Here is a 14,853-nt window from a genome sequence, read left to right as displayed (position 1 = left end):
TATGAATATTCAACGGTCGATCGGCATGCCGTCGCCTAAACAATTAATCTATTATCATATTGCTGAGCAGGGAATTATCTCTAAAGCTGAATTACTTACCCGATATGAAATGACGAGTAGTACGCTCACTCGTTTGCTCGATGAGATGGTGTCAGAACGACTCATTCTTGCAACGGGTTTTGGGCCATCCAGTGGAGGCAGGAGACCAATCTTGTACGAAACCAATCCTGGTTACGGATATTTTTTTGGTTTAGAAATATCTAGGTTTTATTCTACTCTTGGTTTCTTCGATGTACGGATGAATCCAATGTCGTTCACACGATGGCGAATGGATGAAGACATGACACCAGAGCGGGTAGTTGATCATGTTGCTTCTAATATGAAAGCAATTTTACGAGATCACCGAATTGAGCGGAGCCAAGTTATCGGAGTTGGTGTCGGTGCAGTTGGACCGATTGATCGGGAGCACGGAATAATTGTAAAGCCGCTTTATTTCCCATCTCAAGGTTGGGTTAATGTGCCAATCTGTCGATTGCTAGAGGAGAGGACCGGATTTCAAGCACTTCTGGAGAATGGCGCCAATGCTGCTCTTATGGGAGAACAATGGGCGATGCGTGAACATAATCCGATGCACATGATGTATGTCCATGCAGGTGTAGGGCTTCGGTCGGCTATTATTTCTTCTGGACAAATTGTTCATGGGTCGATGGATATGGAAGGTGCAATCGGCCAGATGATAATTCAAACAGATGGACCAAGACTTAACGAAGGAGGGAACTTCGGTGCATTAGAGGCTCTCGTATCCGTGCAAGCGCTCGAGAAACAGGCTCAAGCTCAGGCGAAGATGGGAAGAAGCGGTTGGACATTAGATAACAATTTCCCTCCAGATCGAATTCGTTATGAATTTCTTCTCCAGAAGTTAAGGGCAAATAATGAACATGTCGAAGAACTATTTCAAAAATCTGCATCGTATCTTGGAATTGGGCTAGCTAATATGATCAACATGTTGCATCCAGAAATCGTCATTCTGGGAGGAGCACTAATTAATTCGTATGACCGTTTCTATGAAACTGCTATTGATATCGCTCGCAAAAATATTTATTACTTCCCTGAATATCAGCCATTGTTTTCAAAAGGGGAACTGCGCGAAGACGCAGTAGCGACGGGAGCGGCATTAGCGGTGTGGCGGGAGATGAAAATTCCATAATAGTTCACTCTATGAAATAACAAATAGGAAGACAACTAGCTAAGGGTAATCCTCTGCCCGTTGTCTTCCTATTCAGGTTGTTATTTTAATTCCACCTATGGAACAGGTACGGTATTGGGTAAAATGGCTGATATTCATAAAATGACTCTATCTCAATCGGTCGATGAGGGTAGTTGTACATTCCGCCATGCCTCCCCCGTTGCTGCTGATACACACCAGGCATAATTTGTCCTTGCTGAGACTGTCCATAGTTGCTATGCCCTTGACCGAATTGTCCTTGGTTCAACTGACTCTGATTTATGTGACCTTGATTCATTTGACCTTGATTAATTTGAGCTTGGTTCACTTGGTTCTGATTCACCTGACTCTGATTCATCTGCCCTTGCTGTACATAAGAATTACTCTGCCCTGAAAGATTCGATTTTTTGCAGTCTGCGGGAGGGCCGATTAACACACTGGAAGTAATCGGTGCGAATGTATCCGCCACTTTTGCTTCATTAAGACAATAGGAGTGTGCGAATACATTCGCTGGCGTTAGGCGCAGTATGTCCGATCCTAATATGACTTCAGGGATAGGTGCGTCAAAGATCGCAAGCAAATGTGTATTATTTTCTGTAGCAATTTCGTAATGCCACCAGCCCTGTGGAACATTCGTGACTTGACCCGGAGTAATCGGAAAGTTAAGGATTTTGTTTGTGAAGGGATTAAGCAGCGATACAACAGCAGCACCCGATATACAATAAACAAGCTCTGAAGCATTCTGATGATAATGAGGCTCGATGACATTTCCTTCACTCAAAAATATATCCAGAAGGGATGTATCAGTTAATGTGTTGAGCTGCTTATTAGATAAGACGTTAATATAGTTAGCATTGTTTTTCTTATAAAATAGACTATCCGAAACATCGTAAGTGAACTGCACGGTGGGAGCCGTATAGTCCATATAAGAAGTTGTCATTCTTGAATTCCTGCCCTTCAAATCTGAAGTTTGTTACGACAGGATTAACATATGCGTATGCCCATTAGGACGTGAAGATTAAAGCACTTTAGTCAATTTACGATATTCAGTAGCACTTATTCCTTCATGTTTACGGAATAGCCGGCTGAAATAATGAATGCCTGAATAACCAATCTCCTCACTGATACGCTCGATAGACATATCTGTCTCTCGCAGCAATCTACGCGCTTCTCGGTGTCTTGCTGCATGTATATACTCATTGGGTGGAAGACCCACAAGCTGTTTAAAGAGCTTAGCTGTATGGTCGATGCTCAAATTCATTCGTTCTGCGATTAACGTGTTTGTCCATGGGTCAGAGGGGGATTTGTCTATCATTTCGATTAACTTCAATAGTTTGTTGTCATGCTGTGAGGTAAGAAATTGTCTGCGAGAATTCGCATGTCGCAATAGGTGGGCAAGGATATTCAGCATATGAGCTTTGCATACGAGTTCGTAACCAAGCGGCCGCATCGTAAATTCATGTACGAGCTGTTCCATAAGTTGCACACACGCTAGTGTAGGGGTGTAAACCGGATGCAGGGAAAGTGGCTGGAAGGTGTCGGACACGGCTTCACATGCAAATCGATCATTTTGAACGTTTTTTTCATTTACGATTATATCCGATTCAGTCTGAATATCGATTTCGTCGAAGAAGTCGAAATGTATACCAAGAAATCGCGTATCCGGCCCAGATATAGCTTCATTCTGATGATAGACACCTGATGGCAGGAAAATAAGCTGGCCTGCCGTTAACGTAAATCGTTGACCAAGCATAGTAATAGCCGCTTCTCCTTGACTGACATAAAGCAGTTCAAAATCATATATTCTCCGCTCGAGCAGAGGCCCCGTTGGCATACGTTGATATTGGGCGTAATGAATGCTTGGCGACCACTCATGGAAAGGAGCGGAGCGAAGGCGCGGAAATTTAATGCCTCTCGTATCCACAACGCCTACCCCCTTAGTAGATATCACTTCAAAAGAAGACGGAATCGTACAAAAAATCACTTATACTGCTAAAGAAATGATCTCATATATTAATTAAAATTATGTAACATAACAGATTAATTGTTTAACTTCAGTATAACGGAATTATACAAATTATTGCTATTTTATTTCCTCTTTATGAAGCGATTCCTATTCTAGCAAAGGGAGAGGCCATTGGAATGAAGAAAGGAATAAATATTTGGTCGTGCAGAGAAGGTACTTCAATTAAAGAATGTATCCAAATCGCTAAGCGGGCAGGTTTCGATGGGATTGAGCTGTCACTGAATGAAGAGGGTGAGCTAGGCCTTCGTACATCCGACAAAGAAATTTTGGAGATTAAAGCACGTTTAGAAGAAGCGGAATTGGACATTGCGGGGCTTGCAACAGGACTATATTGGACGTATTCGATGACTAGTGGGAATGATAATAATCGAATTAGAGCAATGGATATTTGCAAGAAACAATTGGAGTTAGCTTCTGCCTTTGGTGTGGATGCAATCCTCGTGATCCCAGGTGCAGTTGGAATTGATTTTATTCCCGGAGCAGAAGTTGTTGACTATGAGCGAGCTTATGACCTGGCAATGGAAGCAATAGGCAAGTTAACGCCTTTTGCAGCTAGTGCAGGAGTCGCAATTGCAATCGAAAATGTCTGGAACAAATTTTTGTTGTCTCCACTAGAGCTGCGAACGTTCATAGATACGCATAACTCTAGTTTCATTGGCTCTTATTTCGATGTTGGTAATGTCGTTCATAGCGGATATCCAGAGCAATGGATAAAAGTTTTAGGTCAGCGCATTAAAAAGGTGCATTTCAAAGATTATCGGCGCGAAGCGTGTGGATTGCATGGTTTTGTAGACTTGCTAGCAGGAGATGTGGATTTTCCGGCTGTTATGGAAGCGCTTCACGAGATCGGATATACCAATTATGTAACGGCAGAGATGATTCCATCGTACGTTCATCATTCAGAACAAATGATTTTTAATACGTCCAGTTCAATGGACGTTATTTTGGGTCGAACTTAGAGGAGGTATTTCGATGTTAAAAGTAGGTCTAATCGGTTTCGGATTTATGGGTCGGATGCATTTTGATAGCTATATAAGATTAATGAGCGAAGGAGTAGAAGTGAAGCTTACTGCAATATGTGATTTACGAATTAAAGAGCTCAAAGATGGCTCAGCATGGGGAAACATCGCCACGGAACATGAGATTTATGACTTATCTCCTTATCAGTTATACGATGATATAACGACAATGCTGGATAATGAAGAGTTTGATATCGTTGATATTACATTGCCTACACCATTACATGCCGAACTTGCCATCTCACTTCTCCAAAAAGGAATTCATGTTTTGTGTGAGAAGCCTATGGCGAGAACGTCAGATGAAGCGTGGCGGATGGTGGAGGCAGCAAAACATTCTTCTGCGAAATTAATGATTGGACAATGCCTTCGTTTCTGGCCAGTCTATGAATATTTGAAAGAATGTGTTAGTGATGGACGTTATGGAGCAGTTACATCAGGACATTTTTTCCGAGGTGGACATCCTCCGGAAGGATGGTTCCTTGATGGTGAACAAAGCGGCGGTTGTATGCTAGATATGCATATTCACGACACCGATATCATTAATTGGTTGTTTGGCATGCCAGAGGCGGTATCAACTATAGCAAGCAACGTCATTCCTGGAAGTGGCTATGATATCGTTTCGACTAACTATATTTATCCAGATGGTAAAGTGCTTAGTGCAAGTGCGGACTGGACACTGCAAGGCGACAATGGTTTAACGATGATGTTTCGAGTAAATTTTGAAGGCGGAAACCTAGTTTTTGATTACAATCGGTTGAAAGTTTATCCGAATGCTGCACGAGGATTTTTTGCCACATTGTCGCGTGATAAAGGCTATTACAGAGAAATTCAATATTTTATTGAAGCTGCAAGTAGTGGAGAGGAAATTTTGATTTGTCCCCCTGAAAGTAGCGCCCAGTCACTTGAAATTATTGAAGCGGAGGGTCGTTCTGCTGCTAATAGGGGAGCAATTGAAGCAATCAGAGGAACTGCACATAGTGTTGCTGCAAAAGGCTAAGTTCATGCGAATATTGAATGATAGCAGTAAGGATAGCATTAGCGAAGATGGTTCTTTCGCTAAAGCTGTCCTTTTTTCATAAAACAATGCGTCTCAAACATCAACCCCCAGTGCGATAGTTGCAGGGGGATTTGCATTTGCTAACGCATTCGTACTAAGATTAATGAGTCAAGGTTTTTGATGAATGTGACCGTTCGAATGAAGGAGAATGGGTATGAATAACAATCAGATCGAGCAATTCAAGAAGATGAAAACGGAAGTAACCAGATTTATGATGATGTATCAATTCGCACTTAATGAGCTTGAGACCAAAATAGAAATTTTAAAAGAAGAGTTCCAATTTCTTCATGACTACAATCCGATTGAGCATACAAAATCAAGAGTGAAATCACTTGAAAGCATTATGAAGAAAATAGGACGCAAAGATATCCCATTTTCACTTGAAGCGATCAAGCACAACATTAAAGACATTGCTGGTTTACGAATTACTTGTTCGTTTATCGCGGACATTTATGGAATCAGAGATATGCTCAAAAACCAGTTTAATCTTAAAATTAATGAGATGAAGGACTATATCGAAAATCCGAAACCAAATGGCTACAGAAGTCTTCATCTTCTTGTAGAAGTACCGGTTGTTATGTCCGATGGCAGAGAAAACGTTTGTGTGGAAATCCAAATTAGAACAATAGCTATGGACTTCTGGGCAAGCTTAGAGCATAAAATCTTTTATAAATATAATCAGGCTGTTCCATCAAGCTTACTGTTGGAATTGAAAGAAGCTTCTGATTCCGCTAATAAGCTAGATCAACAGATGGAGAGACTGAACCGTGAAATAACAGCCATCAAAGAAAACCAAGAAGAAGATTACGGTCAAGAGCTGTCTCAACTACTTATGAACAATCAGCAGTTCAAGCTGCCTGCATCTATAATGAAGCTTGGTAATCAAGTGGACTAAATAGGATTATTGCCCATGGTAGATCCACCTAATATTTTTTTAACGTCGCTCATGACTGCTACTTATTTCTATTAAGTCGCGTTTAATTAGTAATCTATTGGACATGACTATTAAATTCTAGTAGGATAATAGAAAAGTAGAGTTGAAATCAGCAACGAAGAAATAGGGGTTGAGACTATTGTTGCAGCTAGGGTCCAAGGTCGTCATAGTGGCTGACCAATATGAACAGAAGCTTCCCATTGGTGAATATGGATTTATAATCGCTTATGATCGTAATGCCGATAATGTGTTTGACTATATAGTGAGGGTTCCGGCGGCAAATCGGAACTTTTTGGTACCGGACGAAGATATTGAATTAGAGGAAACGCTCATTCAACTTGAAGTTGAGCGAATTGAGCGTGACGCACTTATTGATTATGCACTCGCAACCTTCAATGAGGAATTGTTCAATCGAATCATGAAGGGTGATCAAGAGGAGATCGAGACGGACAATACGGCTAAGGAGCCGCTTAGTCGAGATGATTTTGTAAGGCAGGTTAACCTGAAGGCGTGGATATAACCATAGTATGAAGCTGCCCACTAGATCGATAGATCCAGCAGGCAGCTTCTTTTCTATTTCGCTTACTTGTCGCCGGCACTGCTTATCGTTGCTGTATGCCGCAATTGTAGGCTATAATAAAAAGAATGACTTTTTATGAAGGAGAGTACACCGATGAGCATAACGTTGAAGGATGTCGAGCATGTAGCCAATCTTGCACGGCTTGAGCTTACGGACACGGAGAAAGCACAGTTTACTGATCAGCTCAACGCTATTTTGAAATATGCAGAGAAGTTAAACGAGCTAGATACAGACCATGTCGAGCCTACTACTCATGTTCTTCCCATTACGAATGTGATGCGCGAGGATGTGCAGAAGGAATCGCTCCCAATCGAGAAGGTGCTGCGTAATGCGCCTGACGAGGAAGATGGACACTTTAAAGTACCTGCGGTACTTGAATAATTAGAATGGGTTTTATTTGAAGGGAGGAGCTACTGTTGGCACTGTTTGACTTACGCCTACAGGATGTACATAACAAGCTTAACAACAAAGAACTTTCTGTAACTGAGCTAGTTGATGCATCTTACGCAAGAATTACGGAGACTGAACCGTCGATAAAAGCTTTTCTAACATTAAATGAAGAAAACGCACGTACACATGCTGTGGAGCTTGATAAGGAAGTTCAAGCTGGTGGAGAGCGTGGATTATTATTCGGCTTGCCTGCTGGTATCAAGGATAATATTGTGACTGAAGGCTTGTTAACTACTTGCGCCAGTCAATTTTTGAGTAATTATAATCCGATCTACAGTGCAACATCTGCACGCAAGCTTAAAGATGCTGGTGCTATTACAATTGGCAAGCTCAACATGGATGAATTCGCTATGGGCGGTTCCAATGAAAACTCCAGCTTCTACCCAACTCGCAATCCATGGAATACGGATTATGTGCCTGGAGGTTCAAGTGGTGGATCAGCAGCATCAGTTGCAGCTGGACAAGTCTACTTCTCGTTAGGTTCGGATACGGGCGGATCAATTAGGCAGCCTGCAGCTTATTGCGGCATCGTTGGTCTTAAGCCAACGTATGGTCTTGTTTCTCGGTTTGGACTCGTAGCATTTGCTTCTTCGCTTGATCAAATCGGTCCATTAACTAAAAATGTAGAGGACTCGGCGTATGTGCTTCAAGCAATCGCAGGTTATGATGCCAGCGATTCCACATCTGCAAACGTGGAGATCCCCGATTACACAGCTGCATTAACAGGTGATGTTAAAGGTCTACGAATTGGTGTGCCGAAGGAATATTTAGGCGCTGGAATTGACCCTCGCGTGAAGGAAGCTGTAATGAATGCACTGAAGGTGTACGAATCGCTTGGAGTTACGTGGGAAGAAGTATCTCTTCCACATACTGATTATGCGATTGCAGCTTATTATTTGCTCGCTTCGTCAGAAGCGTCATCTAATTTGGCTCGATTCGATGGCGTACGTTACGGCGTGCGTGCTGATAATCCAGATAATTTGATCGATCTATATCGCAAGTCGCGCAGCCAAGGCTTTGGCAATGAAGTGAAACGCCGTATTATGCTTGGGACGTATGCACTAAGCTCTGGATACTATGATGCTTATTATTTGAAGGCGCAGAAAGTTCGGACTTTGATTAAACAAGATTTTGATAATGTCTTTAACCAATTTGATTTGATCATCGGACCAACGGCTCCTACTCCAGCTTTCCGCATTGGAGAGCAGGTAGGCGATCCGCTTACGATGTATCTGAATGATATTTGTACTATCCCTGTAAGTCTTGCAGGCGTTCCAGCGATTAGTGTCCCTTGTGGCACAGCAGATGGACTCCCAATTGGCTTGCAAATTATCGGCAAGGCGTTCGATGAGTCTACGGTGCTTCGCGCCGCACATGCTTTCGAGGCTCATACCGACCATCATAAGCTGCGTCCGCAGCTATAATCTTTGCGTTCGAGAAGTACGCTTACGAAAGGATCGATAAGAATGTCTGAAACGAACAAATATGAGACGGTCGTTGGACTGGAAGTGCATGTCGAGTTGCACACAAACAGCAAAATCTTTTGCGGTTGCTCTACTGCATTCGGCGCTCCTGCAAATACGCATACCTGTCCGGTATGTTTAGGCCATCCCGGTGTATTGCCGGTTCTTAATCGTCAAGCTGTAGAATTTGCAATGAAAGCCTCTATGGCACTTAATTGCCAAATTGCTGATATTAGCAAGTTTGATCGTAAAAACTATTTTTACCCTGATTCACCTAAGGCTTATCAAATATCACAATATGATCGTCCAATTGGTGAAAATGGATGGATTGATATTGAAGTGAACGGTGAGACTAAGCGGATTGGAATTACACGGCTACACTTGGAAGAAGATGCTGGAAAGCTGACGCATGTTGACGGTGGCTTTGCTTCGCTCGTTGACTTTAACCGTGTTGGTACTCCACTTGTTGAGATCGTATCGGAGCCAGATATCCGTACACCTGAGGAAGCAAAAGCTTACCTAGAGAAAATTAAGGCGATCATGCTGTATTGCGAAGTTTCTGATGTGAAGATGGAACAAGGAAGTCTTCGCTGCGATGCCAATATTAGTCTTCGTCCTTACGGACAGGAGGAATTTGGAACTCGTGCAGAACTCAAAAACATGAACTCCTTCCGCGGCGTTCAACGTGGTCTTGAGTACGAGCAAGTTCGTCAAGCTGAAATTCTTGACAGCGGTGGTGTCGTCGTACAAGAAACTCGTCGTTTTGATGATGCGTTAGGTAAGTCCTTTTCCATGCGTGGCAAGGAAGAAGCACATGACTATCGCTACTTCCCAGACCCGGATCTTGTTCAACTTCATATTAGCGATGAATGGAAAGAAACGATTCGTGCAACGATTCCAGAGCTTCCTGATGCGCGTAAAGCGAGATATATTGCAGAAAACGGGCTATCCTCCTATGATGCAGAGGTCATTACAGCTTCGAAGAAGATGGCTGATTTCTTTGAAGAAAGCTTAATGCATACAAAGGATGCCAAAGCAGTAGCGAACTGGATTATGGGTGATCTGCTTGGTTACTTGAATACGAATGGTTTTGAGCTGTCTGATGCGAAGATTACTGGACAAGGGCTTGGCGAGATGATTGGATTGCTTGAGCAAGGCACCATAAGTGGTAAGATTGCCAAAACAGTTTTCAAAGAAATGCTTGAAAGCGGTAAGCTGCCAGCACAGATAGTTGAAGAGCAAGGTCTTGTACAAATTAGTGATGAGGGTGCATTGCTTGCTGTAGTGGACTCCATAATCGAGAAGAACCCGCAATCTGTAGAAGATTTCCGGGCAGGCAAGGAGAAAGCAATTGGTTTCCTTGTAGGTCAAATTATGAAAGAAACAAGAGGCAAGGCTAATCCTGCACTTGTTAACAAGCTGCTTCTGGAGCGTCTATCCTAACAGATTACTCAAAATTAGTAGGGCGTGGTTCATCTTTATGGATGTTCCGCGCCTTTTGTTGCATAGAAATAGTTATAATAATGGTTAAAACATACTACATCAGTGAGAAAGGTAAGGATCGCAAATGTTGCAAAGCACAATAAACAGTCCCTGGTATATTAGTGAAGTGGACATTTTGATTCGCCTGTTTCTAGCATTGCTTTTGGGTGGCCTAATTGGCCTCGAGCGGGAACAATCGAATCATGCAGCAGGTCTCCGCACCAATATTTTGGTTTGCTTAGGTGCTTGCTTGCTAATGTTATTGTCTATCTATGGCTTTTCAGACTTTGTAGAGGAAACGAATGTAAGGGTTGATCCTGCTCGTCTAGCAGCAGCTGTTATTACAGGTGTTGGTTTTCTTGGGGCTGGAACGATTCTGTTTACGGGTAAATCTATTACAGGTTTGACAACGGCAGCTTCACTTTGGGTAGTTGCTGCAATTGGGCTTGCTGTAGGAGCGGGGTTCTACTTTGCTTCAGCATCCGTGACAATTATGGCACTCCTCACACTTTGGTTGTTTAACAAGTTGGAGAAACGTTTTATAAATGCAAAGAAGGAATATATAATCAAAATTCACTCCGTCGATCTAACGTTGGTCATAAGTAACCTAAGCGGCATAATGGGTGAAAGAAATATTACGATTAGAAAAATGTTTCTGGAAGACGTGGAATCGAGTGAAAAAGTTGGCAGTCATGCCGAAGAGCAGTTACTAACAAGACTTGTCCTATATATTACGATGCCACATCGTAAAAATGAGACAATGATTAAGCTGCTGGACGAACTGAAAAAAATGGAGGGCATACGTTGGGTAAGCTCGGAATAAAAGAACGGGGCAAAGCTTGGGTGACGGTGTTGCTAGCATTCCTGCTGCCAGGTATGGGACATGTCTATAATGGACAATATTCCAAAGGTTTTTTATTACTAGCAGGATTGTTGCTTGATTATACGGCAATCTTTCGACTTGCGAATTCAGATGGAGGCAGACATTTATTATTAATCGTCTACTTAAGTCTCATGTTGCCCATTTTTTATTTCATAAGCGTATTTGATGCTTTGCAAAGTGTAGAGAGAGGAAGTAAAGAGCATTCCTCGATCCGGTTTTATCATGGGGTATGCCTAATAGTTGCTGGAGTCACTATGCTAATCCTAATAAAACCTCCGACGTTTATGGAACCATGGATGAACGAGCTAGCGGAGTGGACCGTTGGTCCACTTCTTATCCTTATAGCGACTTTGCTCATAAATCCAATTCGGAGAGGAGCAATAACCATGTTCAAATTAGGTCGAATAACAGCAGCTGTGCTTGTTATTACGGTTGGCGCGTTGCTTGTTTGGGACCTCTGGAAAGAGCGGAACGATATTGCAACAGTCGGTGAATGGTGGCCAGTTGTGTTTATCATCCTGGGACTTGAAGTTATTTTATATAGCACAGTCCTTCATCATAAAGCAGCTAAGCTGCGTTTAGACGTTGCGGGAATTTCAGCAGCGATAGTCATTGCGGTGATGGCCTATGCAGTTACACAATATGCAGAATTTCCTGTTCGCTGGCTGGATCAATTTAATGTTGATTTGAAAAGTAACGTTGATTATGGAGAAGAAAAAGGCTTTCGTTATGACAAAAATGTAGTGAAAATTCCTTTCGATCAAAATATACATACATTTCGCATTTTGAATGTAAATGGTGATATTACCGTTCGATCTGATGACGTAGATGAAATCGAGCTATACACGACCGTTTGGGTTGATGTCGAGGATAAGGTAGAAGCAACTGCGATTGCTGAGCAATCAATAGCCAATATTTCACCTGGTGAAGAAACGTTAATTGAAGGAAAAGGACATCTGCATGGTGATAAAGGGAATCGACTACCAAAGATGAATCTAGAAATTGTCATACCGATTATTGATCTTGCGAGCACAGAAGTAAATAATGAGGAAACAGTGCTGCCCGAAAGTAATCAGCCTACACCAAGCACAACATCTCAAGTGAAATTTCCAATCGCAACAAATAATGCATTTCCCACTCCTACTAGCTCCGATGTTGACAATGGTGTGGATGTAAACGTTACGAATGCTCCTGAATCCGTACACGCGATCAAGCTAGAGATAGAAAGTGGTAATGGAGCGGTAACGGTAAACGGAGTGAATGCGCAAGATGGAGTTGTAGTCAAAAGTAACAGTGGGCTTGTCAAACTTGCTAATATACACGGTCCTGTGAATGTAGCAGGTAATAATAGTAGTATTGAAGCATATACTGTTGTTGGGAAAACTAATCTCGAAACAAAGAATGGAAGCATTATTGCAGATTTGATCTCTGAAGGGGAGCTGTTTGCAAGTACATTGAACGGCGATTTGGATTTAAATAATGTACAAGGTGACCTTGATGCAGAAACGAAAAATGGGAAAATCAATGTATTAGAAGCAAAGTCAGCTCTCAAAGCAGATACACTCAACGGAAGTATCCAGGTAGAGAGCTCGAGTGTTGGCGGTAACTGGGATATAGATAGTTCGGTTGGTGAAATTAAACTGTCTATACCTGAACTTGGAGATTATAGTGTTAATGGTTCGGTAACATTTGGAAATATTACGACGGATTTCCCGTTCGAGAAAAGTCGCAAGTCGATTAAAGGTGCTATAGGCAATGGTACTTATCGTATTCATATAAACGCAACGAATAGTATATCGATAAGTCGTCATATTGTTTCCTCATGATGCGCTTTCATTGACAAATTCGTGACAGTGACCGTACAATAGTGATAACTACAATACAGAAAGGCGTGAGGGGAATGGCAGCCAGCGTTCATTTGGCATTAGAACAATTGAAGATGAATGGCGTCCGAATGACCCCGCAACGACACGCCATTTTAAGCTTCTTGATGGATACCAAGTCCCATCCAACTGCGGATGAGATTTATAAGGCGCTCTCTCCGGCATACCCGAGTATGAGCGTAGCGACAATATACAACAATTTGAGATTGTTTGTTGAAGCTGGCTTAGTGCGTGAACTAACCTACGGTGATGATTCAAGTCGGTTTGATGCGGATTTATCTGATCATTACCATGCCATTTGCAAGGGTTGCGGACAGATCGTTGATTTTGGACATCCGCCGCTACTTGAAGTGGAGAAAGTTGCTTCGAAAGAAACGGGCTTCATGGTACAAGGACATCGGATGGAAATATACGGATTATGCACAACTTGCAACACTATTACGAAATAATACGTCTAATAAATCAGATATGTGTTATCAAATAACGTGCCGGAAGCGATCAAACGCTACACAGCACGTTTTTATTTTAAACAAACTATTTTGGAATTAAGAAATTGTTTAGGAGTGTGATAAATTGGAAACGAACTACAGTCGATCGCCTCGTAAAAAACGTAGAGGTGGATTCGGTTTATTACTACTATTATTTGTAGCCGCAGCCATTGGATCAATGGGTTGGTTTGGTTACATGAAGTTTATACCGAGTAATGAACAACAAGATCCGAACTATACTTTAGAGTATCCTATTATGATTAAAGGCAAAGTAATGAAATACGGTGCCCAAATTGAAAGTGATCTAGTGAAGTTGCCATTACCTTTAGTAGAAGAAATATTTAGTAAGGACAAGCCTATCCATTATGAAAAACAATCAGGAACAATAGTAATGACGACAACGGATAAGGTGCTCAGGTTAAAGACTGATGCATTAACAGGTATTATTAATCAAAAACCTTACAAGTTGACGATCGCAGCAGAGATAGTAAAAGATGTTGTTTACATTCCGGCTGCTCCATTAGAGGAACTGTTCGGATTAAGGGTTGAGTATGATAAAACGAGCAAAATTGTAACACTCCTAATGGAGGGAGATGTTATTCAGCATGCTGATGTGTCTTCAAAAGATGGAGCAGCTATTCGTGTCGCACCATCTATCCGTGAGCCTTATTTACTTAAAGTGAAGCAAGGGGAATCTATTCGGATATGGGACGAAGCAAAGGGATGGTTGCTAGTACAAAATAATAATGGTCATATTGGCTATATTAATAAGAAAGATGTAAACCTAACAACCATAGAAGAAGTACCGGAACAAGTGAGTGATAAGAACTTTGTGCCTTGGAAATTGACAGGCAGCAAAATCAATCTAACTTGGGAAGCGGTATACAACCGAAGAATCGATCCAGCACAGATTGGTGAGATGCCAGGCGTTAATGTCGTTAGTCCAACATGGTTTAAGCTGACAGACGGTAAAGGAACAATTGAAGGGAAGGCTGATCCAGCCTATGTGAAATGGGCTCATGAACGTGGTTACCAAGTATGGGCACTGTTCGATAATGGCTTTAAACCAGATTTGACGACGGCAGCATTAGCTACAGTTGAGAGTCGTTTCTTCATGATCCAGCAGCTGCTCGCATTTGCAAAGATCTATAATCTGCAAGGTATAAATGTAGATTTTGAAAATGTATATACTAAGGACAAAGAAAATCTCGTTCAGTTTATGAAAGAGATGACTCCTTTGCTTCATGAACAAGGATTGGTAGTTTCAATCGATGTTACCCCTAAATCAAAAAGCGAGATGTGGTCAGTATTCCTCGATCGTGAGGCACTTGGCAAAGTCGTCGATTATATGATGGTAATGGCA

14 protein-coding genes (1 of these 14 running past the window's edge) are annotated in these 14,853 nt (G+C 41.9%); 12 read left to right on the top strand and 2 right to left on the bottom strand.

Annotation, left to right across the window (positions count from 1 at the left end; genetic code table 11):
- Position 1 precedes the first annotated feature (1 nt).
- Entirely contained in the window at positions 2-1,207 is a 1,206-nt protein-coding gene (locus tag MFF31_RS02610) for an ROK family protein (RefSeq protein WP_238186575.1), read from the top strand.
- Positions 1,208-1,292: 85 nt separating this feature from the next.
- On the opposite strand, the gene MFF31_RS02605 is transcribed toward MFF31_RS02610, so the two are convergent.
- Positions 1,293-2,165 (bottom strand): cupin domain-containing protein, encoded by an 873-nt coding sequence (locus tag MFF31_RS02605; protein ID WP_238186574.1) that lies wholly within the window; start codon positions 2,163-2,165, stop codon positions 1,293-1,295.
- A gap of 78 nt (positions 2,166-2,243) precedes the next feature.
- Positions 2,244-3,149 carry a helix-turn-helix transcriptional regulator gene (locus MFF31_RS02600; RefSeq protein WP_238186573.1) on the bottom strand — a complete coding sequence of 302 codons (906 nt, stop codon included), beginning with the start codon at positions 3,147-3,149 and terminating at the stop codon, positions 2,244-2,246.
- A 218-nt stretch (positions 3,150-3,367) separates the two neighbouring features.
- Here MFF31_RS02600 and MFF31_RS02595 point away from each other — a divergent pair, with 218 nt between their 5' ends.
- The 11 genes from MFF31_RS02595 to MFF31_RS02545 form a co-directional block, all read left to right on the top strand.
- Positions 3,368-4,210, top strand: a complete 843-nt coding sequence (locus tag MFF31_RS02595; protein WP_238186572.1) for a sugar phosphate isomerase/epimerase family protein — start codon at positions 3,368-3,370, stop codon at positions 4,208-4,210.
- Positions 4,211-4,223: 13 nt separating this feature from the next.
- Positions 4,224-5,267, top strand: a complete 1,044-nt coding sequence (locus tag MFF31_RS02590; protein WP_238186571.1) for a Gfo/Idh/MocA family protein — start codon at positions 4,224-4,226, stop codon at positions 5,265-5,267.
- Between the two features lie 214 nt (positions 5,268-5,481).
- Complete coding sequence (locus MFF31_RS02585; protein WP_238186570.1) at positions 5,482-6,222, top strand: GTP pyrophosphokinase; 741 nt, start codon at positions 5,482-5,484, stop codon at positions 6,220-6,222.
- 178 nt (positions 6,223-6,400) lie between these two features.
- On the top strand, positions 6,401-6,781 hold the full coding sequence (locus MFF31_RS02580) for an ATPase (RefSeq protein ID WP_238186569.1): 381 nt from the start codon (positions 6,401-6,403) through the stop codon (positions 6,779-6,781).
- Between the two features lie 153 nt (positions 6,782-6,934).
- Positions 6,935-7,222, top strand: coding sequence for an Asp-tRNA(Asn)/Glu-tRNA(Gln) amidotransferase subunit GatC (gatC, locus tag MFF31_RS02575; RefSeq protein WP_238186568.1), 288 nt, complete (start codon positions 6,935-6,937; stop codon positions 7,220-7,222).
- Between the two features lie 35 nt (positions 7,223-7,257).
- Positions 7,258-8,715, top strand: a complete 1,458-nt coding sequence (gene gatA, locus MFF31_RS02570; protein WP_238186567.1) for an Asp-tRNA(Asn)/Glu-tRNA(Gln) amidotransferase subunit GatA — start codon at positions 7,258-7,260, stop codon at positions 8,713-8,715.
- 42 nt (positions 8,716-8,757) lie between these two features.
- The gene (gene gatB, locus MFF31_RS02565) at positions 8,758-10,197 is read left to right on the top strand and encodes an Asp-tRNA(Asn)/Glu-tRNA(Gln) amidotransferase subunit GatB (protein WP_238186566.1); all 1,440 of its coding nucleotides are present in this window, start codon (positions 8,758-8,760) and stop codon (positions 10,195-10,197) included.
- Between the two features lie 139 nt (positions 10,198-10,336).
- Positions 10,337-11,059, top strand: a complete 723-nt coding sequence (locus MFF31_RS02560) for an MgtC/SapB family protein (protein ID WP_248565481.1) — start codon at positions 10,337-10,339, stop codon at positions 11,057-11,059.
- A complete protein-coding gene (locus MFF31_RS02555) occupies positions 11,041-12,945 on the top strand; it encodes a DUF4097 family beta strand repeat-containing protein (protein WP_238186564.1) in 1,905 nt (634 codons plus the stop codon). The genes MFF31_RS02560 and MFF31_RS02555 overlap by 19 nt, the downstream gene beginning before the upstream one ends.
- A gap of 74 nt (positions 12,946-13,019) precedes the next feature.
- Complete coding sequence (gene perR / locus MFF31_RS02550; RefSeq protein WP_238186563.1) at positions 13,020-13,451, top strand: peroxide-responsive transcriptional repressor PerR; 432 nt, start codon at positions 13,020-13,022, stop codon at positions 13,449-13,451.
- A gap of 124 nt (positions 13,452-13,575) precedes the next feature.
- Positions 13,576-14,853: the 5' portion of a glycosyl hydrolase family 18 protein gene (locus MFF31_RS02545; protein WP_238186562.1), read on the top strand. The gene runs 456 nt beyond the window's last position; 1,278 of the gene's 1,734 nt are visible here — the first part of the coding sequence; it begins with the start codon at positions 13,576-13,578; the stop codon falls past the right edge of the window.

Source organism: Paenibacillus sp. L3-i20 (assembly GCF_022180385.2).
In the GTDB taxonomy this organism is placed as follows: domain Bacteria; phylum Bacillota; class Bacilli; order Paenibacillales; family Paenibacillaceae; genus Pristimantibacillus.
Note: the sequence above shows the minus strand (reverse complement) of the source record. Positions and strands in the feature narration are given on the sequence as shown.